General features: G+C 64.9%; 21 protein-coding genes. 5 read left to right on the plus strand and 16 right to left on the minus strand.

Annotation, left to right across the window (positions count from 1 at the left end; translation table 11 throughout):
* The 8 genes from tuf to ACP15K_RS08300 all read right to left on the minus strand — a co-directional run.
* A partial coding sequence (gene tuf, locus ACP15K_RS08265) for an elongation factor Tu (protein WP_424990263.1) occupies positions 1-1,139 on the minus strand: 1,139 nt, incomplete at its 3' end.
* A 111-nt stretch (positions 1,140-1,250) separates the two neighbouring features.
* Positions 1,251-1,829 carry a hypothetical protein gene (locus ACP15K_RS08270; RefSeq protein WP_193139791.1) on the minus strand — a complete coding sequence of 193 codons (579 nt, stop codon included), beginning with the start codon at positions 1,827-1,829 and terminating at the stop codon, positions 1,251-1,253.
* Between the two features lie 115 nt (positions 1,830-1,944).
* Positions 1,945-2,874 (minus strand): electron transfer flavoprotein subunit alpha/FixB family protein, encoded by a 930-nt coding sequence (locus tag ACP15K_RS08275; RefSeq protein ID WP_193139793.1) that lies wholly within the window; start codon positions 2,872-2,874, stop codon positions 1,945-1,947.
* The gene (locus tag ACP15K_RS08280) at positions 2,874-3,632 is read right to left on the minus strand and encodes an electron transfer flavoprotein subunit beta/FixA family protein (RefSeq protein WP_193139795.1); all 759 of its coding nucleotides are present in this window, start codon (positions 3,630-3,632) and stop codon (positions 2,874-2,876) included. Before ACP15K_RS08280 ends, ACP15K_RS08275 begins: the two co-directional genes overlap by 1 nt.
* A 168-nt stretch (positions 3,633-3,800) precedes the next feature.
* A complete protein-coding gene (locus ACP15K_RS08285; RefSeq protein ID WP_193139797.1) occupies positions 3,801-4,373 on the minus strand; it encodes a cob(I)yrinic acid a,c-diamide adenosyltransferase in 573 nt (190 codons plus the stop codon).
* Between the two features lie 2 nt (positions 4,374-4,375).
* Positions 4,376-4,582, minus strand: a complete 207-nt coding sequence (locus ACP15K_RS08290; RefSeq protein ID WP_193139799.1) for a twin transmembrane helix small protein — start codon at positions 4,580-4,582, stop codon at positions 4,376-4,378.
* Positions 4,583-4,662: 80 nt separating this feature from the next.
* Positions 4,663-5,490, minus strand: a complete 828-nt coding sequence (locus ACP15K_RS08295; RefSeq protein WP_193139802.1) for an SDR family NAD(P)-dependent oxidoreductase — start codon at positions 5,488-5,490, stop codon at positions 4,663-4,665.
* A gap of 68 nt (positions 5,491-5,558) precedes the next feature.
* Positions 5,559-6,251, minus strand: a complete 693-nt coding sequence (locus ACP15K_RS08300) for an SH3 domain-containing protein (RefSeq protein WP_193139804.1) — start codon at positions 6,249-6,251, stop codon at positions 5,559-5,561.
* A gap of 133 nt (positions 6,252-6,384) precedes the next feature.
* Between ACP15K_RS08300 and parC the strand changes: the two genes are divergently transcribed.
* A complete protein-coding gene (gene parC / locus ACP15K_RS08305) occupies positions 6,385-8,640 on the plus strand; it encodes a DNA topoisomerase IV subunit A (RefSeq protein WP_193139806.1) in 2,256 nt (751 codons plus the stop codon).
* A gap of 110 nt (positions 8,641-8,750) precedes the next feature.
* A complete protein-coding gene (locus ACP15K_RS08310; protein WP_424990264.1) occupies positions 8,751-9,707 on the plus strand; it encodes a 1-phosphofructokinase family hexose kinase in 957 nt (318 codons plus the stop codon).
* Positions 9,708-9,710: 3 nt separating this feature from the next.
* Here ACP15K_RS08310 and ACP15K_RS08315 read toward each other — a convergent pair whose 3' ends face one another.
* From ACP15K_RS08315 to ACP15K_RS08335, 5 genes are read right to left on the minus strand one after another with little or no spacing between them, the layout of a single operon-like run.
* The gene (locus ACP15K_RS08315) at positions 9,711-10,622 is read right to left on the minus strand and encodes a lysophospholipid acyltransferase family protein (protein WP_193139810.1); all 912 of its coding nucleotides are present in this window, start codon (positions 10,620-10,622) and stop codon (positions 9,711-9,713) included.
* Positions 10,622-10,900 (minus strand): HPr family phosphocarrier protein, encoded by a 279-nt coding sequence (locus ACP15K_RS08320; RefSeq protein WP_193139812.1) that lies wholly within the window; start codon positions 10,898-10,900, stop codon positions 10,622-10,624. Before ACP15K_RS08320 ends, ACP15K_RS08315 begins: the two co-directional genes overlap by 1 nt.
* 9 nt (positions 10,901-10,909) lie before the next feature.
* Positions 10,910-11,302, minus strand: a complete 393-nt coding sequence (locus ACP15K_RS08325) for a PTS sugar transporter subunit IIA (RefSeq protein WP_193139814.1) — start codon at positions 11,300-11,302, stop codon at positions 10,910-10,912.
* Positions 11,299-12,219 carry an RNase adapter RapZ gene (gene rapZ, locus ACP15K_RS08330; RefSeq protein ID WP_193139816.1) on the minus strand — a complete coding sequence of 307 codons (921 nt, stop codon included), beginning with the start codon at positions 12,217-12,219 and terminating at the stop codon, positions 11,299-11,301. The genes ACP15K_RS08325 and rapZ overlap by 4 nt, the downstream gene beginning before the upstream one ends.
* Positions 12,216-12,659, minus strand: coding sequence for an HPr kinase/phosphorylase (locus ACP15K_RS08335; protein WP_193139818.1), 444 nt, complete (start codon positions 12,657-12,659; stop codon positions 12,216-12,218). The genes rapZ and ACP15K_RS08335 overlap by 4 nt, the downstream gene beginning before the upstream one ends.
* A gap of 343 nt (positions 12,660-13,002) precedes the next feature.
* On the opposite strand from ACP15K_RS08335, the gene ACP15K_RS08340 reads away from it, so the two are divergent.
* Positions 13,003-14,613, plus strand: coding sequence for a phosphoenolpyruvate carboxykinase (locus tag ACP15K_RS08340; protein ID WP_193139820.1), 1,611 nt, complete (start codon positions 13,003-13,005; stop codon positions 14,611-14,613).
* A gap of 92 nt (positions 14,614-14,705) precedes the next feature.
* Here ACP15K_RS08340 and ACP15K_RS08345 read toward each other — a convergent pair whose 3' ends face one another.
* On the minus strand, positions 14,706-15,482 hold the full coding sequence (locus tag ACP15K_RS08345) for a sulfite exporter TauE/SafE family protein (protein ID WP_424990265.1): 777 nt from the start codon (positions 15,480-15,482) through the stop codon (positions 14,706-14,708).
* 163 nt (positions 15,483-15,645) lie between these two features.
* Here ACP15K_RS08345 and ACP15K_RS08350 point away from each other — a divergent pair, with 163 nt between their 5' ends.
* A complete protein-coding gene (locus ACP15K_RS08350) occupies positions 15,646-17,334 on the plus strand; it encodes an acyl-CoA dehydrogenase family protein (protein WP_193139824.1) in 1,689 nt (562 codons plus the stop codon).
* Between the two features lie 116 nt (positions 17,335-17,450).
* On the opposite strand, the gene ACP15K_RS08355 is transcribed toward ACP15K_RS08350, so the two are convergent.
* A complete protein-coding gene (locus tag ACP15K_RS08355; protein WP_424990266.1) occupies positions 17,451-18,224 on the minus strand; it encodes an STAS/SEC14 domain-containing protein in 774 nt (257 codons plus the stop codon).
* Between the two features lie 168 nt (positions 18,225-18,392).
* On the opposite strand from ACP15K_RS08355, the gene ACP15K_RS08360 reads away from it, so the two are divergent.
* On the plus strand, positions 18,393-18,803 hold the full coding sequence (locus ACP15K_RS08360; RefSeq protein ID WP_424990267.1) for an META domain-containing protein: 411 nt from the start codon (positions 18,393-18,395) through the stop codon (positions 18,801-18,803).
* Here the strand turns inward: ACP15K_RS08360 and recO are convergent.
* The gene (gene recO, locus ACP15K_RS08365) at positions 18,800-19,522 is read right to left on the minus strand and encodes a DNA repair protein RecO (RefSeq protein ID WP_424990268.1); all 723 of its coding nucleotides are present in this window, start codon (positions 19,520-19,522) and stop codon (positions 18,800-18,802) included. The genes ACP15K_RS08360 and recO overlap by 4 nt on opposite strands.
* Between the last annotated feature and the right edge of the window lie 11 nt (positions 19,523-19,533).

The raw sequence follows: 19,533 nt of genomic DNA on the forward strand, positions 1-19,533 counted from the left end.
GTGCGGCCGCCTTCGCGGATGGCGAAGCGGAGTTTTTCTTCCATCGCGATCGGGGCGATCAGCTCGACCTCGAACTTCAGGTTGTCACCCGGCATCACCATCTCGGTGCCTTCCGGCAGCGTCACGGTGCCGGTCACATCGGTGGTGCGGAAGTAGAACTGCGGACGGTAGTTCGCGAAGAACGGCGTGTGACGGCCGCCTTCTTCCTTGGTCAGGATATAGGCCTCGGCTTCGAACTTGGTGTGCGGGGTCACGGAACCCGGCTTGCAGAGAACCTGCCCGCGCTCCACGCCTTCACGGTCGATGCCGCGCAGCAGCGCGCCGATGTTGTCGCCCGCTTCACCACGGTCCAGCAGCTTGCGGAACATTTCCACACCGGTGCAGGTGGTGGTGGTGGTGGCGCGGATGCCGACGATCTCGATGCTGTCGCCGACGTTGATCACGCCACGCTCGACACGCCCCGTAACCACGGTGCCGCGGCCCGAGATCGAGAACACGTCCTCGATCGGCATCAGGAACGGCTGGTCCACGGCGCGGTCCGGGGTCGGGATGTACTCATCCACGGCCGCCATCAGTTCGCGGATCTTGTTCTCGCCGATTTCCGGATCACGGCCTTCCATCGCGGCCAGCGCCGATCCGGCGATGATCGGGATCTCGTCGCCCGGGTACTCGTAGCTTTCCAGCAGTTCGCGGATTTCCATTTCCACGAGCTCCAGCAGCTCCTCGTCGTCCACCTGGTCGACCTTGTTCATGAACACGACCATCTTCGGGATGCCAACCTGGCGGCCCAGCAGGATGTGCTCGCGGGTCTGGGGCATCGGGCCGTCGGCCGCGTTCACCACCAGGATCGCGCCGTCCATCTGCGCGGCACCGGTGATCATGTTCTTCACATAGTCGGCGTGGCCGGGGCAGTCGACGTGCGCGTAGTGGCGGTTGTCGGTCTCGTATTCCACGTGCGCGGTCGAGATGGTGATGCCACGGGCCTTCTCTTCCGGCGCGCCGTCGATCTGGTCGTAGGCCTTGAAATCACCGAAATACTTGGTGATCGCCGCGGTCAGCGTCGTCTTGCCGTGGTCAACGTGGCCGATCGTGCCAATGTTCACGTGCGGCTTGCTGCGGTCAAACTTTTCCTTTGCCATGATGGCCTCCTTGGGGCGATCAACGTGCCCGGGTCTAACATCGCGCGCTCGTTACAAAGCGCAGCGGGGAAAATCAAGCGCCAGTTGCAGTCCCGGCGCGGTGGGTGGGGCTCAGCCTTCGTCCGGGGCCGCGTCTGCGCGGACGGCACCGGGCTTGGGTTTGAACCATTGCGGGTTCTCGCGCAGCCAACGTTCGATCTCGATGGCGGCGTTGTCAGCCAGTTCGGCCAGTTGCTCCTCGCCGGTCTGGGTATAGCCGGAGCCCACCACCGTATCGCCGCCGGCATCTTCCCAGACGGTCAGGTTCTCGGGCTTGGGGTTCAGGCGGCGCGGCGCGTCGTCATAGACGTTGACCGACAAAAACAGGGTAGAGCGCGGCGCCAGCAGCACCGGCACGCCGGGATGGGCCAGGATATAGCCCTGCACCTTGATGCCGATGGAATAGCTGCCCTCGCCGTCAAAGCGCGACAGGCGCGGCTCGACCGCCTTGACCACCGCCGCCTTCAGCGTGTCGTTGGACACCTTGCGGGAATGGAACCCGCTTTGCGGCTTGTCGTCCATGACCACCACAAGGCGGTCAAGGCTGAAGTCCCCCAGACCCGTCTTCTGGATTTCGGGATCCAGTTCGGTGGTACAGGCGGACAGGACCGCAAGGGCCAGCAGGGTCGGAAGAAGGCGAAGCAACGTCATCGGTGGCTCTCGTGAGGGGCGTTGCGGGCCGTGGTACCCGAGCATCCAAGCCACGGCAACAGGGCGTCTGGCCCCGGTTGCGCACGCGGCCCCGAAGGGCCGCGTAGCTGAGCGATCAGCCCAGTTTCTCGGTCAGTTCCGGCACTGCCTGGAACAGGTCGGCCACAAGGCCATAGTCGGCGACCTGGAAGATCGGCGCTTCCTCGTCCTTGTTGATGGCAACGATGACCTTGCTGTCCTTCATCCCGGCAAGGTGCTGGATCGCCCCCGAGATGCCTACGGCGACGTACAGCTCGGGTGCCACGACCTTGCCGGTCTGACCCACCTGCCAGTCGTTCGGGGCAAATCCCGAATCGACCGCCGCACGGGACGCACCGACGGCAGCGCCCAGCTTGTCGGCCAGGGCTTCGATCAGCTTGAAGTCCTCTTCCGAGCCGACACCGCGGCCCCCGGACACAACGACACCCGCCGAGGTCAGTTCGGGACGGTCGCTTTCGGCCACCTTGTCCTCGACCCATTCCGACAGCGCCGGGTTGTCGCCGACCGAGATGGTCTCGATCGGGGCTGCGGCCTGTTCGCCCGCCACGTCGAAGGTCGATGTGCGGACCGAGACGACTTTCTTGGCGTCTTTCGACTTCACCGTCTGGATGGCGTTGCCGGCATAGATCGGCCGCTCGAACGTGTCCGCATCGACGACGCCGGAGACATCCGAGATCACCATGACATCCAGCAGCGCGGCCACGCGGGGCAGCACGTTCTTGGCGTCGGTGGTGGCCGGGGCGACGATGTGGTCGTAGTCGCCCGCGAGGCTGGCGATCAGCGCGGCGGTCGGCTCGGCCAGGCGATGGCCCAGCGAGGCATCTTCGGCGACCAGCACCTTGGTGACGCCGGCGATCTTGGCGGCTTCTTCGGCAGCGGCGGCGGCAGAGGCCCCGGCACACAGCGCGGTGACTTCGCCCATCTGGGCAGCGGCGGTCACGGCCTTGGCGGTGGCGTCCAGCGCCAGTTCGCCATTGGTGACTTCGGCAAGAAGGAGAACAGCCATTATACGACTCCTGCTTCTTTGAGTTTCGACACAAGCTCGTCCACCGAGCCCACCTTGATCCCGGCGGCGCGTTCCGCCGGTTCGCTGGTCTTGACGACCTCAAGACGCGGGGTCACGTCGACGCCGTAGTCTTCGGCGGTTTTCTGATCCAGCGGCTTTTTCTTCGCCTTCATGATGTTGGGCAGCGAGGCATAGCGCGGCTCGTTCAGGCGCAGGTCCACGGTGACGATGGCGGGCATCTTGACCTTGATGGTCTGAAGGCCGCCATCCACTTCGCGGGTGACCAGCGCACTGTCGCCGTCGATCTTCACTTCCGAGGCAAAGGTGGCCTGGCTCCAGCCCAGCAGGGCCGATAGCATCTGGCCGGTGGCGTTCATGTCGTTGTCGATGGCCTGCTTGCCACACAGCACGAGGCCGGGGGCTTCTTCCTCGACAACCTTGGCGAGGATCTTGGCCACCGCCAGCGGTTCGATATCTGTGTGCACGTCTTCGGCGGCCACCACGAGGATCGCGCGATCCGCACCCATGGCCAGACCGGTGCGCAGGGTTTCCTGCGCCTGTTTCACGCCGATGGACACCAGGACGATTTCCGAGGCGACACCGGCCTCTTTCAGGCGGATGGCCTCTTCGACGGCGATTTCGTCGAAGGGGTTCATCGACATTTTCACATTGGCCAGATCCACACCCGACCCGTCCGCCTTCACACGAACCTTTACGTTGTAGTCAATCACCCGCTTGACGGGTACGATTACCTTCATGACGGCGGTCTCCGTTCGTTTTTCTGCACCAGCAGCGTTTGCTTCGGCGCATGATCTAGACAATCCACAGGGGCTTCAACAGCAAAAAAGCGATCCGAACGCCCCGGAATCCGCAACGTTCTTTCCGTGGGGACTGCATTTTCAGACCCGGGTTTGGCGCTGTGAGCGTTAACGGTTCGCCCCCGGCACCCACAGCACATCCGCCGCCCCCGAATCGTTGGCCATGCGGGCGGCGACGAAGAACCAGTCGGAAAGACGGTTGAGGAATTTCACCGCCGCCGGGTTCACCTCCTCGGCGAAGGCCAGCTCCACCGCCAGCCGCTCGGCCCGCCGCGCCACGGTGCGGCACAGATGCAGGTGTGCGGCCAGCGCCGAGCCGCCCGGCAGGATGAACGACCGCAACGGCGACAGGTTGGCATTCATCGCATCGATCTCGGCCTCCAGCCGGTCAACCTGGCTGGCGGCCAGCCGCAGCGGCGGATACTCGGCCTCGGCATCGCTGGCCATGTCGGGACGGCACAGGTCGGCGCCCAGATCGAACAGATCGTTCTGGATCGCGGCCAGTTGCGTGTCCATCGCGCCCTCGGCATGCAGCCGGGCCATCCCCACGGTGGCGTTCAACTCATCCACGGTGCCATAGGAATTCACCCTTGCCGCGTTCTTCGGCACCCGCGTGCCATTGCCCAGGGCGGTGTCGCCCTTGTCGCCGGTGCGGGTGTATATCTTGTTCAGAACGACCATGGTCAGCCTCCCATGCGGCGCAGGGCCACGAAGCCCAGGATCAGAAGAATGGCAACGAATTGCGCCGCGATGCGATAACGCATCAGGCGGTTGCCGTGCTTGCGGTTGAATTCGCCGCCCCGGCCAAAACCACCGATGCCAATGGCCAGAATGACCACCACCACGAGGCAGGCCGCTGCGACCACGAAAAACAGGGGATCATTGAGCATCGTGTTTCCTCCGGATGCGCTGCATCTAGTCGGCCCTGCCGGGATTGCGAGCGGCCTTTTCGTCGCGTTTGCCTGCTGCCTTACGCCCGATCATACAACCGGTCCAGCGCCGCGGCGGGCAACAGCCCCTGCACCTGGGCGATCACCCGCGTGGGCGTCGTCACCCGGTAGCGGCGGCGCGGGCGTTTCGCCGTCAGCGCATGGATCAGCGGCTGCGTCACTGCCGAGGGCGGCAATTGGAACGGGCTGTCGCCCGAACCCTTGTGCAACAGGTCCAGCAGGCTGGCCTCGTATTGCGCGGCGCGCGGCGAATTGCGCCAGTCGATCCAGCGTTCGAACTGGAGGATGGCGTTCTTTCGGAAATCTGTCCGAATCGGGCCGGGCTGGATCAGGCTGACGTGGATGCCGAATTCGCGCATTTCCAGCCGCAGCACATCCGAATAGCCCTCGATGGCGTATTTCGAGGCCACATAGGCCCCGCGCCATTTCGCCGGCACGAAGCCCAGCACCGACGAGCACATGACGATCCGCCCCTGCCCCTGCGCCCGCATCGCCGGCAGCACCAGACGGGTCAATTCGTGCCAACCGAAGAAATTGACCTCGAACAGGTCGCGCAAGCCGTCGGTCGGAATATCCTCGACCGGGGCGGGCAGCGCGTGGGCGCCGTTGTTGAACAGCGCATCCAGCCGTCCGCCGGTGCGCGACAGGATCTCGTCAACGGCCGCGGTCATTGAGGCGCTGTCGCGGTAATCCAGCCGCAAGGCTTCCAGCCCCGCGTCGCGCAGGCGGGCGGCATCGGCTTCGGCCCGGCAGGTGGCGAACACGCGCCACCCGGCCTCGTGCAGCGCCCGGGCGGCATGGGCGCCGATGCCGGAACTGCACCCGGTGATCAGAATCGTGCGGGACATGGCGGGGACGGCCCTTTCATTGCGGCTGGCCTGACCTGCCACGCGGGCAGCGCGTTCGCAAGCCGGGCCTAGGGCAGCGGTTGCAGGAATCGGCTGGCCATATAGACCGGCTGCCCGGTGTCCGGATGCGCGATGCTGCGCCAGCCGTCGCGCTCCTCGCCCAGCAGCACCACTTCATCACCGAAATTCACGCGCCCGACCACCGCATCAGAAACCGACGGCCCGGCCCGCAGGTTGACCGACGTGCCCAGCACCTGTGCGCGTGCGGGCTGATCTTCGGCCTCGGGCAGCGGGTCAGTTTCCGCCACCGCGACCACCTCGCCGCCACTGACACTGGGGCGGGTCAGATCGGCACCGGCCTCGGTCCCGCTGCGGGCGCGCACGGAATCCGACAGGGCCAGCGCCCCGGCGGTACCGGAGCCGCTCAACCCGCCCAGCCCCAGCGCGGGCAGCCTTTCGGCCAGTTCCGTGGCCAGTTCTTCGGCGGAAACTTCGGGCAGTTCTGCTGTTTCTTCGACCGGGGCCGCATCTGGGGATGCGTCGGGTGAAATCGACGTGTTCGCGGGGGCCGATGCGGGGGTGCTTTCTGTCACCGTCGCGGAACGCTCCGGCGCCTGGTCCACCGGTGGCGGGGCATTTTCCTGCAGTTCCGCTGCCCGCTCCAACACATGCGGCGGTTTCGGGCCGCTGTCCGGCTCCGGCGCGAAATAGAAGGCGATGAAGATGGCCATCGCCAGCAGGACCGTCAGCTTGAACCCCATTTGTACACTTCCTTCGTGACCCGCCAGATTATCGTACCCATTCTGTCCCGAGATACCAGCATGGAGCTAGCCCGGATGTCCTTGCCCGCAAGCGCCGCTTTACCGCCCCCGCGCTGCCCGCTAAACCCTCAGCATGGACACGCCCGAGACGCCCCAAGAACATTCCGAACCGCTGCGCCGCGCGATCGGCAGCCGCTATCTGACCTATGCGCTGTCGACGATCATGCACCGCGCCCTGCCCGACGCCCGCGACGGGCTGAAGCCGGTACACCGGCGCATCCTTTACGCGATGCGCGAATTGCGGCTGGCATCGAACGGCGGCTTCCGCAAGTCGGCCAAGATCTCGGGCGACGTGATGGGCAACTATCACCCGCACGGCGATGCCGCGATTTACGACGCCATGGCGCGTCTGGCACAGGATTTCGTGATCCGTTACCCGCTGGTCGACGGTCAGGGCAATTTCGGCAACATCGACGGCGACAACCCGGCGGCCGCCCGCTACACCGAAGCCCGCATGACCGCCGCCGCCGAAGCCCTGCTGGATGGGCTGGCCGAGGATGCGGTGGATTACCGCGACAATTACGACGGCACGCTGCAGGAACCCGAAGTTCTGCCGGCGGCCTTCCCCAACCTTCTGGCCAACGGGTCCAGCGGCATCGCCGTGGGGATGGCGACCAACATCCCCCCGCACAATCTGGATGAATTGTGCGCGGCCTGCCTGCATCTCATCAAAGCCCCGAACGCCCATGACGAAACCCTTGTCGACCTGATCCCCGGCCCCGATTTCCCCACCGGTGGCGTCATTGTCGAACCGCGTGACAGCATCCTGGAAACCTACCGCACCGGGCGCGGGGCGTTCCGCCTGCGCTCACGCTGGGAGATCGAGGAAATGGGCCGCGGCCAGTGGCAGATCGTGGTCACCGAAATCCCCTACCAGGTGCAGAAATCCAAGCTGATCGAGAAGCTGGCCGAGTTGATCCAGGCCAAGCGGGTGCCGATCCTGGCCGATGTGCGGGACGAAAGCGCCGATGACGTGCGCATCGTGCTGGAGCCGAAGTCGCGTAACGTCGATGCCGATGTGCTGATGAGCACCCTGTTCCGCCTGTCCGATCTGGAAATCCGCTTTTCGCTGAACATGAACGTGCTGATCGACGGGCGCACCCCCAAGGTCTGTTCGCTGAAAGAGGTTCTGCGCGCGTTCCTGGACCATCGCCGCGAGGTGCTGATCCGCCGGTCGCAGCATCGGCTTGAAAAGATCGACCACCGGCTTGAGGTGCTGGAAGGCTATATGGTCGCCTTCCTGAACCTCGACCGGGTGATCGAGATCATCCGCTATGACGACCATCCCAAGGCCAAGCTGATCGAGGAATTCACCCTGACCGAGGTGCAGGCCGAGGCGATCCTCAACATGCGCCTGCGCTCTCTGCGCAAGCTGGAAGAGATGGAGCTGCGCAACGAGCGCGACGCGCTGCTGATGGAACGCGCCGATCTGGTGGACCTTCTGGAAAGCGACGAGTTGCAATGGAGCCGGATCTCGGATGAACTGCGCGAGGTGCGCAAGAAATTCGGTGCCAAGGCGCCCGGCGGTGCCCGGCGTACCAAGTTCTCGGAATTGACCGAAGTGGCCGAGGTGCCGCTGGAAGCCATGATCGACCGCGAGCCGATCACCGTGGTCTGTTCGAAAATGGGCTGGATCCGGGCGATGAAGGGCCACGTGGCGCTGGACAGCGCCCTGAAGTTCAAGGACGGCGACGAAGGCCGGTTCATCTTCCACGCCGAAACCACCGACAAGCTGCTGGTGTTCGGCTCAAACGGGCGCTTCTACACGCTTTCGGCGGTCAGCCTGCCCGGCGGCCGGGGTATGGGCGAGCCGCTGCGCCTGATGGTGGATCTGCCCAATGACGTGGAAATCGTCGATCTGTTCCTGCATGTGCCGGGGCGCAAGCTGATCCTTGCCTCTACCACCGGCGATGGGTTCGTGGTGACCGAGGACGAGGTTCTGGCCCAGACCCGCAGCGGCAAGCAGGCGCTGAACGTCAAGGAGCCTGCCCGCGCGGCGCTGTGTCGGCCGGTGCGCGGCGATCACGTGGCGGTGGTCAGTCAGAACGGCAAGCTGCTGGCCTTCCCGGTCGAGGACCTGCCCGAAATGGTGCGCGGCAAGGGCGTCCGGCTGCAGAAATACAACATGGCGCGCGGACGGCAGGGCAGCCTCGAACTGGATGGCGGTCTGGCCGATCTGACGACCTTCGATGTGGAACAGGGACTCAGCTGGCAGACGCCGAACGGGCAGACCCGCCGCGAACCCGATGTGGCGCAATGGCTGGGCAAACGGGCGGGTGTGGGCCGTCAGGTGCCGCGCGGCTTTCCCAAGGATCGCAAGTTCACCTGAGGCAACGCGACGGGAGGCTGAAAACGCTTTCCCTTTCAGCATGATCTTCGCATGATTCGTTCAAGAAATTCCGCCCGGTTCCTTCGCCGCGCGGCAAGAGGCAAAGGCATATGGCACATCCGGCCATTCTGACGATTACCCTGAACCCGGCGCTGGATCTCTCCTCGCAGGTGGATCAGGTCCGCGCAGGCGACAAACTGCGTTGCGCCTCGCCGCGCCGGGATCCGGGCGGCGGCGGCATCAATGTCAGCCGCGCCATCCGGCATTTGGGCGGCGACAGCCTTGCCGTGGTGGCCCTTGGCGGCGCCACTGGCGAAGCGGTGCGGCAGATGATGACTGCCGAAGGCCTCAGCCTGCGCGCCTTTCCCCTGCCGGGCGAAACCCGCCAAAGCCTGTCGGTCACCGACCAGTCCAACAACGATCAGTACCGCTTCGTGATGCCCGGCCCGGATTGGCACGACGCCGAGGTCGATGCCTTGCTGGACCTGTGCGCCACCCTGCCCGGTCCCGGCACGCTGACCGTGCTCAGCGGTTCGCTGCCGCCCGGCGTTTCCCCTTGCCTGCCGCACCGAATGTGCGCGGCGTTGGAAGGAACCGGGGCGCGGATGATCATCGATACCTCGGGCGCGGGCCTCTTGCGTCTTGCGCGCACACCGCAGGACCAGCGCCCCATGGTGCTGCGGTTCGACAACCAGGAAGCCGAGGAATTGTCCGGCACCACGTTGGACAGCCCGGCAGCGACGGCGGATCTGGCCGAGAACCTTGCGCAACGCGGCGTGGCCGATGCGGTGGTCATTGCCTGCGGGGCCGAGGGCAACGTGCTGTTCGACGGAACCCGCCGCGTGCTGTGCCGCCCGGTGCCGGTGCCGGTGCGCAGCAAGGTGGGCGCCGGGGACAGTTTCGTAGGTGCTTTCGCCCTGACCCTGTCGCGCGGCGGCGATCTGGCCGAGGCACTGCACCACGGCACCGCCGCCGCAAATGCCGCCGTGATGACCGATGCCACGGAACTGTGCCGGGCCGAAGATGTGGAACGTCTGTATCCGGGCTGTCTGCTGTCCGAGATCTAGGTCTCAGGTGTCGCGCAGGGCGAGGGTCTGTTCGCGCAGCCACGCGACGAAGCCGCGCGGATTTGAGCCCCAGACCCGGATGGCCTCGTCGTCGAACGGCGGGCCGACCACCGGGCGTTGCGGCTTGTTCAGCGCGTGCACGACCTCGTGGATCAGCAACCCCTGCCGCAGCGTCGCCGACATCTGGTTGGCGATCTGATAGGCGCGGCTGTTCTGGCCGGGAAAGAACACCGGCACCACCTTGGCCTTGCTGCGCTGGATCATCTTGGCGGTAAACGGGTTCCAGTCCCGCTCTACCGCCGGACCCATCAGCGTGTCGGACGAGGCCACAACGCCCGAAGGAAACAGCACGATGACCCCGCCATCGGCCAGATGATCCATCGAACGGCGGCGCATTTCCAGGTTTTGCTGCAACGCGTCCGGCTCATGCGGGAAGGGCACCGGGATCATGAACTCCCGGATTTCCTCGACCCCGGTCAGAAGCGAGCGGGTCAGGATCTTGTAGTCCTGACGCACCCGCCCGATCAATTCGGCCAGAACCATGCCATCGACCAGCCCATGCGGGTGATTGGCCACGATGATCACCGGCCCTTCGGCTGGGATGCGGCGGATCTGGTCCTCGGGTGTAGTCAGCTCGATGCCCATGGTCGCCAGCGCCTTGCGCCAGAACGCCTGCCCCATGGGCACGCCCTCGCGCTCGAACTGGCGGATCAGGCGCAGCAGGGTCAGCTTCCCGGTGGCCCATTCCATCGACTTGATCAGCGTGGTCTGGAACCCGTTGTCGAACGTCGAAGCATAGGACAGCTTGCGCTTGTCATAGGGGACATAGTCCGCCGGCGGCGTCACCGGCTCGCCGCGACGGCTGGCCCGCAGGCGCGCACGTTGCGCTATATTGGCCCCCTGGATGTCGGCCATTACATCTCCTCGCCGAAACGGTTGGCGACCAGCGCCTCAAGCGCGCCGCCAAGCTCCTCGGCCTGGGAACCGCTGATTTCCACGGTGATCGTTGTGCCCTTGGCCGCGGCCAGCATCAACAGACCCATGATGCTGTCGCCCCCGGCGCTCATCCCGTCACGGGACACTTCGGCCGAAGCGTCAAAGGCTTCGACAACCTCCACGAATTTGGCCGAGGCCCGCGCGTGCAGGCCCTTTTCATTGATGATGCGGAGCGTCTTGCAAATGGAATCAGTCATGTCCGCACGTCAATTGCCGAAAGCGTCGAAGCAATCAAGGTATTTCCGCCCCGCGTGCAAGGCGTTGTCCACAGCTTCGGGGACTGTGCGGTCGCGCACTTTGACCAGTTTGATGAGCAGCGGAAGATTGGCGCCGTAGATGATCCGCCGGTTGGCACGATCACAGGCGGGCAGCGACAGGTTCGAGGGCGAGCCGCCAAACATGTCCGTTACCACGATCACCCCGTCGCCGGTGTCCACTGCGTCGGCCGCGGCCTCGATCTCGGCGCGCTTGGCATCCCGATCCTCATGCACGGCAATGGCAATCGCCCGCATGTTGTCCTGGGGCCCAAGAACATGCTCGACGGCGGCAAGATACTCGCGCGCCAACCCCCCATGGGCAACAATGACGATTCCGATCATCGGGGCGCCTCCGCCACCTGCGCGGCCATCAAGGCACTGCGCCGTTCCAATTCATGATGCCGAAGACTGACCTTCCACCCGTTGTCGCCAAGGCGCCGGGCCAGGGCTTCAGCCAGCGCGACCGAGCGATGCTGCCCGCCGGTGCAACCGAAACCAATCGACAGGTGTGACTTGCCCTCCGCCGTGTAGGCCGGCAACAGGAATTCTGAAAGATCATTAACTTTGTCAAAAAATGGGGCATATCGGTCATCCGTGCCGATGAAGGCCGCAACGCGCGGGTCGCGCCCGTCCAGTGCACGCAGCGACACATCCCAATAGGGGTTTTTCAGGAATCGGCAGTCGAACACCATGTCGATCCCCCGCGGCATCCCGCGCTTGTAGCTGAACGAATGCAGCACCAGCGCCATCCGCTGCGCCCCGTCCGGTTCGAACAAGCGCCCCAGTTCCGCCTTCAGATCGTGCGGCGTCTGCGCCGAAGTGTCGATCAGGATATCGGCCAGCGCCCGGATCGGCAGCAGCAACTCTTGCTCGCGCAAGATCCCTTGCGCCGGGGTTTCCGCCGGGGCTAGGGGATGCCGCCGCCGGGTTTCGGAATAGCGCCGCTCCAGCACCGCAGGCTCGGCATCCAGGTACAGAACCTCGACCCGCGCACCGCCGCCGCGCAACTGTTCGATCAGATCCTGGAAGGCAGCCACCGAGAAATCCCGGTTGCGCACATCGACCCCCAGCACCAGGTCGCGGCCCAGGGCCGGGCCATCCAGCAGCCGCGGCACCAGCGACAGCGGCAGGTTGTCGATCGCCTCGCAGCCCAGATCCTCCAGCACCCGCACGGCGGTCGTCCGTCCGGCTCCGGACGGGCCGGTCACCAGGATGATCCGGGCAGTGGCTTGGGATGGCGCGGCGGTGGCGTGACTCATTGCAGGCTTTCGTGATGTCCCCGGATGTATTGCATCAAAGCTGCACCGAAATGACCAGTCTCGCACTTACCTATCAAGGTGACGTTGCGTCCAAGGACACAGGTTGTGACGGGTTCCGGCAATCGCGCCGTTTCAACCTTGTCCATCCGCACCACCAGGCACAAAGGCGTTGGCCCTGCCAGGCGGGCGGGCAACAGGCCGACGCCGCGCGCTTCGATCCGCGCCGGTAGGGTCGGCGGCGCAGAGGCCAGCACCTGGTCGCCGTCGCCCTGCAGCAAGGTGCGATCATCGGCCACCAGATCGGCGCCATAGGCCATCAGTTCCAGCCCCAGGGCCGACTTTCCCGACCCGGACGGCCCTTCGATCATCACGGCAACACCGCACAGCGCGACCGTGGTCGCATGGCGAATTTCGTGAGAATCGGTAGAGATGTCGATCATGAAGGCCTCTGGTTGACGTTAGCTTCCCCTACTTTCGCAAGCGCAGCAAGTGCTTGTGACATGTCAGGAAATCAACAGGAGTTGAGCGGGTTTTCGCGCCCCTTGGCAACAAAAGACTACTGGGCGTCATAGTTGTGCTAACTTGGTTGCGCAAACATGTCCTTGATGGCGCTAAACCTGTATTTCCGGCCTGTTTCGGGCGCGAGGCCTCATGCTATATGCGCGGGGTCGGTCCATGCTGGTCCGGCCAGCGCTGCCTCACACATCTGTTCAGTACCCCCGTGTGCAGCGCCTGAAGATATCATCGACTGCCGCAAGACCGCGGTGCCTGGAGCATTCTCAGATGACACATGGACGCGTGAACCCATCTCAAACTCTCGAAGATCAGGGCATGGTGGGTCTCGGCACGGTCTATTACAACCTGCTTGAACCCGCACTGATCGAGCAGGCACTGAAGCGCAACGAGGGCGAACTGGGCCAGGGCGGCACCTTTCTGGTGTCCACCGGCAAGTTCACAGGCCGGTCCCCCAAGGACAAGCACGTGGTTCGGACCCCCGATGTCGCCGACAAGATCTGGTGGGACGCCAATGCCGAGATGTCGCAGGAAGGGTTCGAAACCCTGCATGCCGACATGCTGGCACACATGAAGGGCAAGGACTATTTCGTTCAGGACCTTTACGGCGGGGCCGATCCGATCCTGCGGCTGGACGTGCGCATGGTGACCGAACTGGCGTGGCACAGCCTGTTCATCCGCCACCTGCTGCGCCGCCCCGCGCGCGAGGAGCTGGACAGCTTCGTTCCGGAATACACCATCATCAACTGCCCCAGCTTCAAGGCTGACCCCGAACGCCATGGCTGCCGCAGCGAAACCGTCATCGCGCTGAACTTCGAGCAGAAGCTGATCCTGATCGGCGGCACGGAATACGCCGGCGAGAACAAGAAGTCGGTCTTCACCCTGCTGAACTACATCCTGCCGGACAAGGGCGTGATGCCGATGCACTGCTCGGCCAACCACGCGCCTGACAATCCGGTCGATACGGCGATCTTCTTTGGCCTGTCGGGCACCGGCAAGACCACCCTGTCGGCAGACCCATCGCGGGTGCTGATCGGCGACGACGAACATGGCTGGTCCGAACGCGGCACCTTCAACTTCGAAGGCGGCTGCTATGCCAAGACCATCGGTCTGGACCCGGAAGCCGAACCCGAGATCTATGCCACCACGTCGAAATTCGGCACCGTGATCGAGAACATGGTCTACGATCCCGAAACCCGCGATCTGGACTTCGACGATGACAGCCTGACGCCGAACATGCGCTGCGCCTATCCGCTGTCATTCATCTCGAACGCCTCCGAGACCTCGCTGGGCGGTCATCCCAAGAACATCATCATGCTGACCTGCGATGCCTTCGGAGTTCTGCCGCCGATCTCGCGGCTGACCCCGGCGCAGGCAATGTATCACTTCCTGTCGGGGTTTACCTCGAAGATGGCGGGCACCGAGCGTGGCGTGACCGAGCCGCAACCGGCGTTCTCGACCTGCTTCGGCGCGCCCTTCATGCCGCGCCGGCCGGAAGAATACGGCCAGATCCTGCGCGACAAGATCGCCAAGCATGGCGCGACCTGCTGGCTGGTGAACACCGGCTGGACCGGCGGTGCCTATGGCACCGGTCACCGGATGCCGATCAAGGCCACGCGCAACCTGCTGACCGCGGCGCTGGATGGCTCGCTGAACGACGCGACCTTCCGCAAGGATCCGAACTTCGGCTTCGAGGTTCCGGTGACCGTGCACGACGTGGACGCAACGCTTCTGGATCCGCGCTCGACCTGGAAAGACAAGGCGGCCTATGACGCACAGGCCCGCAAACTGGTCGAAATGTTTGCCGCCAATTTCGAACAGTACCTCGCCTATATCGACGAGGACGTGAAGGCCGTGGCCATTGGCGGCGGCGTCGCCTGATCTGACCCCTGCTTCGATCCATTCGAAACGCGAAACGCGCCCCCAGGGGCGCGTTTTTCCGTCTGGCAGGACTGCCCGTGGCGAGGCGCAGCCTACCCCAGCGTTTCCAGTCCCCGCCGCGCCAGGTTCAGCCCGGCCAGTACCAGCACCGCCAGCGTGGCCTTGCGAAACCGGGCCTGATCCAGCCGGTCCTGAACGTGCTGTCCCGCCCACATTCCGAAAACCATCGGCACCAGCAGCAGGAACGACAGCGGCGCGGTCTGGGCGTTGAACACGCCGGTGCGCAGATGCGCAGCCACCAGCACGATGGCCCCGGCCAGATAGACCACGCCCTGCACCCGGATCGCCTCGACCTTGGGCGCATCCACGGCGGCCAGATACATCACCGTCGGCGGCCCCCAGACCCCCGCCAGACCGCCGGAAAACCCGGCCACGGTCCCGATCCCGACATCGGCCAGACGGCGCCGGTGCGGCGGGACATGCAGCCGCAGCCCTACCACCTGCACCAACGCAAAGACCGTGACCACAAGGCCCAGCGTCAGGAACAGAGCACCCTGCGGCAAGCCGCGCACCAGTTGTGCCGACAGCGCAATGACCACCAGCAACACGCCCAGATAGACACGGTACTCGCGCGCCGATTGCAGCGCCGGCCGCAAACCGCCGCGAAACGCCTGCCACAGGTTCGACACCAGTGTCGGCATCAGCAGGGCCGCCAGCGCCGGTTCGGCGGGCAGGAAGCTGGCCAGCCCGGAAATCATGATCATCGGCATGGCAAACCCGATGGCCCCTTTGACGAAAGAGGCCACCAGCGTCACCAGCACGGCCACCCCGAGGATCAGCGGCGACGGGGCAAAATATAACGAGTCCAAGGTCTTCCCTTCCTCAACTGCGCCCTGTCTGCCCCAGCTGACGCTGCAGCGCAAAAGAAGTTGCGGTCATATTGCTGCAAGTTACCATTCGATATTGAAAAAATGTTGCGCTGCGACTGCGAAATGATTATTCCGGCACCCGAAAGATGAAAGGAACCGATTCATGCCCCATGATGGCCAGTCCCTGCCCGAATCCGGTGCCGCGCCGGTGCTCGATGACCTGCTCAGCCTGACCCGTGCCGCCGTCGCCCCTGTCGAGGCGCTGCTGGAGGCCGCGAAGGACAGCGTGCGCGCGCAAGTGTCCCGCGACGGACGCGTTTCCGGCGCCCTGATCGAAGCCAACCAGACCGCCGCGCATGGTCTTGCATGGCTGGCCACCTACGTGGAATCGCTGCGCCAGATGCAGGCCTGGGCCGAGCGTGTGCAGGCCGAGGGCAAGTTCGGCGAGACCGAGCAACTGCTGCTGCAAATCGCCTTCGGCGAGTACCTGCAACAGATCTCGGGCGGCATCCTGATGACCCAGGGCGAAATCATTCGCCCCCATGATCTGGGGCTGGACGCCGATGCGCTGGCCGGGCTGGACACCGATGCGATCCGCACCCTGTCGCGCCACGGCAACAGCCAGACCGCCCGCACCCGGCTGGTGGCGCTGATGCAGGAGCATTCGGCCAACATCACCGTCGGCACCACCGGGCTGGACGACGAGCTGGAGATGATCCGCGAGCAGTTCCGCCGCTTTGCCGTGGACCGCGTGATCCCCGACGCCCACGAGTGGCATCTCAAGGATGAGCTGATCCCGATGGAAATCATCGAGGAACTGGCCGAGATGGGCGTCTTCGGCCTGACCATCCCCGAGGAATTCGGCGGCTTCGGTCTGTCGAAAGCCTCGATGTGCGTGGTGTCCGAAGAACTGTCGCGCGGCTACATCGGTGTCGGCTCGCTGGGCACAAGGTCGGAAATCGCCGCCGAGCTGATCCTCTGCGGTGGCACCGAGGCGCAGAAACAGCACTGGCTTCCCAAGATCGCCAGCGCCGAGATCCTGCCGACCGCCGTCTTCACCGAACCCAACACCGGCTCGGACCTTGGCGCGCTGCGCACCCGTGCGGTCATGGATGGCGACGACTGGTCGATCACCGGCAACAAGACCTGGATCACCCATGCGGCCCGGACCCATGTGATGACCCTGCTGGCCCGCACCAACCCGGATTCCACCGATCATCGGGGCCTGTCGATGTTCCTGGCCGAGAAGACCCCCGGCACCGACGAAAACCCCTTCCCCACCGCCGGCATGACCGGCGGCGAGATCGAGGTTCTGGGCTATCGCGGCATGAAGGAATACGAGCTTGGCTTCGACAACTTCAAGGTCAAGGGCGAGAACCTGCTGGGCGGCGAGGAAGGCAAGGGCTTCAAGCAGCTCATGGAGACCTTCGAAAGCGCCCGCATCCAGACCGCCGCCCGCGCCATCGGCGTGGCGCAATGCGCGCTGGATATCGCCATGCAATACGCCATCGACCGCAAGCAATTCGGCAAGTCGCTGATAGACTTCCCGCGCGTGTCGGGCAAGCTGGCGATGATGGCCACGGAAATCATGATCGCGCGCCAGCTGACCTATTTCTCGGCCTGGGAAAAGGATCACGGCCAGCGGTGCGACCTTGAGGCCGGGATGGCCAAGCTGCTGGGCGCCCGTGTCGCCTGGGCGGCGGCGGACAACGGTTTGCAGATCCACGGCGGCAACGGCTTCGCGCTGGAATACCAGATCAGCCGGGTTCTGTGCGACGCCCGCATCCTCAACATCTTCGAGGGTGCCGGAGAGATCCAGGCGCAAGTGATCGCACGGCGTTTGCTGGGCTGATCCGCTTCTGGTCAGGACGGGAGTTCCCCCCTTCCGTCCCAAAAAAAGGCGCCCCCCGGCGCCTTTTTCTGTATCTGCAGGTGGCGTCCGGGGCCCACCCTAAGTCACCGGTCAGCCTATAACCCCTCGGACACCCACTCGCGGGCGTCGTCCTCGTCATCCGCATCGAAGCTTTTCATCTCGACCGTGGTGACGGGATCGGCCAGCTTGGCAAGGCTTTCCATCCAGCCCCCGGCGCCGACCAGCGCATAGCGGTGCAGGTTGCGGATGGCGGCCATCTTGGCGGTCCAGAGCGGGCCGCTGATCAGCATGGACGGGGCAAACCCGGCAAAATTGGTCACCCGCACCAGCAGCGAAATGCGCCGCCCCTCGCCCGGCGTTTCCGCCAGCATGGTGTTCAGCCGGTCGATCACCGCATCGGCATCGGACTGCTGGATGACACCGTCGATCTCGTAGGCCAGAACATGCGGATGCGGCGGATCCAGAAAGCGCACCGCCGGCACCGGAGTTTCAGGCGCGGCACCTTCGTCCAGAACAAAGGTGCGGGCCGCCAGCCGATCGTCGGGATCGAAGGTCTGGTACTCCAGCCCCGGCATCAGGTGACCGGCGGCGCGCATCACCGTGGCGATCCATTGCTTGTCGGTCACGGCGGCAATGCGCCCGAACCGCCGCAGATGTGGCAGCAGCGCGGTTTCGACCTTCACATCCTCGGCCACGGCCCCGGCAGACACATCGCTGATCCCGGTCAGGTCAAGCAGCAGGTTTATCTTGCCGTCTTCCTCCAACAGATCGCGCACCGCGTCGTCGACCGCCTGGATATCCGACGCACTGACCTGGTCTCTCAGGTCAAGCGACAGGGTCTGCGGGCCGATTTTCTCGATGATGATCATGGTGAAGCCTCCGGTTGCGACAAGAACGGACAGAAAGACCCCGACAGGATCCCCCCGCGCCCCTCACTATGTCGGGACTGGCAATTGAACTTCAATTCTTGAACTTGCGGAAATCTCCCGCAACATGGGCCGTCGGCAGACCCGCCGCAGACTTGCAGGAGATTTCAGATGTTCATGTCCCGTGCCGCGCTTGCGCTTGCCCTGGCCACCGCCGCAAGCGGCGCTTTTGCGCAAAGCCCGGTCAACCCGCTTGAGCCTGCCCAGCATTGGCGCCTGACCACGCTCAACGGCGAACGCTTCCCGGCGCTGGCGCGCTTCAGCCTGGCCATCGACAGGCGCATCGCCGGTCGCGCGCCCTGCAACAGCTTCCTGGCCACGCTGGACGGCACCGCAGACAGTTTTACCATTGGCCCCATCGTCTCGACCCGCGCCGCCTGCGAGAACATGGCCGAAGAGACCGAGTTTCTGCGGGTGTTCGGCGCGACCACAAGCGCCCGACTGGACGGCGAAAACCTGGTGATGACCGGGCCGGACGGCTCTGAACTGGTGTTCGTGAAGACCGATCCGCCGGAAACCTAGACCCGCGCCAGCAGATCCAGCAGCCGCTGGCGCGCGGCGGGCAGCGGGGGTTTGGGGCCACGTGGCGTCAGGTGTTGGCTCCAGAAATAGCCTGTAGTGGCCAGCGCCTGCGCAATCTGGGCGTTGTCGCCATCGCCACCGGGCAACATGCAGGGCGGCAGCGGCAGCAGTTTGTCGGCCCAGTCCCCGGCCCCTTTGGCGGTCACCGCGCGCCCGCTGCGGGGCGAGACATAGGCCAGACCCCCGGTCGCCCCGGTCACGGCACAGACCGACAGGTCCAGGCCAAACCCCAGCGCTTCCAGCAGCGCCAGTTCCCAATGCAGATAGGCCAGCGGCCAGGCCTCGGTGATCGGCATCAGGTCCAGCAGGGTGCGGCTGCGGTCGTAGATCCCGGGCACCGCCTCGCGTTCGGGCAGGGCCACGGCCAGCAGGCCGCAAACGGCGTTCAGCCCGGCCAGCGCCAGCCGGTCGCCCATGATACCGGGCATGCGTGACCGCAGCGGTTCCACCGTAAAAGCGCCAAGATGATCTTCCAGCCGCGCGCGCCACGCCACCGACACTTGCGCACCCGGTTGCAGCACGGGAGCCATGCGCCGCCCGGCCCCGCCACGCACGATGCCGGCGTGGCGGCCGTGCGCTTCGGTCAGAACCTCGATGATCGCGGCACTTTCTCCATGCCGACGCATGGTCAGAAGCACCCCTTCGTCGCGCCAATCCATGAGGCTGATCT

Source organism: Fluviibacterium sp. S390, assembly GCF_049800695.1.
In the GTDB taxonomy this organism is placed as follows: Bacteria; Pseudomonadota; Alphaproteobacteria; order Rhodobacterales; family Rhodobacteraceae; genus Meridianimarinicoccus.

Coding starts and splice junctions, on each gene's coding strand:
- ACP15K_RS08325 (WP_193139814.1), bottom strand. CDS start 11,302: ATGATCGGAATCGTCATTGTTGCCCATGGGGGGTTGGCGCGCGAGTAT.
- ACP15K_RS08315 (WP_193139810.1), bottom strand. CDS start 10,622: ATGGCCGACATCCAGGGGGCCAATATAGCGCAACGTGCGCGCCTGCGG.
- ACP15K_RS08270 (WP_193139791.1), bottom strand. CDS start 1,829: ATGACGTTGCTTCGCCTTCTTCCGACCCTGCTGGCCCTTGCGGTCCTG.
- ACP15K_RS08285 (WP_193139797.1), bottom strand. CDS start 4,373: ATGGTCGTTCTGAACAAGATATACACCCGCACCGGCGACAAGGGCGAC.
- ACP15K_RS08280 (WP_193139795.1), bottom strand. CDS start 3,632: ATGAAGGTAATCGTACCCGTCAAGCGGGTGATTGACTACAACGTAAAG.
- ACP15K_RS08340 (WP_193139820.1), top strand. CDS start 13,003: ATGACACATGGACGCGTGAACCCATCTCAAACTCTCGAAGATCAGGGC.
- ACP15K_RS08295 (WP_193139802.1), bottom strand. CDS start 5,490: ATGTCCCGCACGATTCTGATCACCGGGTGCAGTTCCGGCATCGGCGCC.
- ACP15K_RS08350 (WP_193139824.1), top strand. CDS start 15,646: ATGCCCCATGATGGCCAGTCCCTGCCCGAATCCGGTGCCGCGCCGGTG.
- ACP15K_RS08360 (WP_424990267.1), top strand. CDS start 18,393: ATGTTCATGTCCCGTGCCGCGCTTGCGCTTGCCCTGGCCACCGCCGCA.
- ACP15K_RS08355 (WP_424990266.1), bottom strand. CDS start 18,224: ATGATCATCATCGAGAAAATCGGCCCGCAGACCCTGTCGCTTGACCTG.
- ACP15K_RS08310 (WP_424990264.1), top strand. CDS start 8,751: ATGGCACATCCGGCCATTCTGACGATTACCCTGAACCCGGCGCTGGAT.
- ACP15K_RS08300 (WP_193139804.1), bottom strand. CDS start 6,251: ATGGGGTTCAAGCTGACGGTCCTGCTGGCGATGGCCATCTTCATCGCC.
- ACP15K_RS08275 (WP_193139793.1), bottom strand. CDS start 2,874: ATGGCTGTTCTCCTTCTTGCCGAAGTCACCAATGGCGAACTGGCGCTG.
- ACP15K_RS08290 (WP_193139799.1), bottom strand. CDS start 4,582: ATGCTCAATGATCCCCTGTTTTTCGTGGTCGCAGCGGCCTGCCTCGTG.
- recO (WP_424990268.1), bottom strand. CDS start 19,522: ATGGATTGGCGCGACGAAGGGGTGCTTCTGACCATGCGTCGGCATGGA.
- rapZ (WP_193139816.1), bottom strand. CDS start 12,219: ATGAGTCACGCCACCGCCGCGCCATCCCAAGCCACTGCCCGGATCATC.
- parC (WP_193139806.1), top strand. CDS start 6,385: ATGGACACGCCCGAGACGCCCCAAGAACATTCCGAACCGCTGCGCCGC.
- ACP15K_RS08320 (WP_193139812.1), bottom strand. CDS start 10,900: ATGACTGATTCCATTTGCAAGACGCTCCGCATCATCAATGAAAAGGGC.
- ACP15K_RS08335 (WP_193139818.1), bottom strand. CDS start 12,659: ATGATCGACATCTCTACCGATTCTCACGAAATTCGCCATGCGACCACG.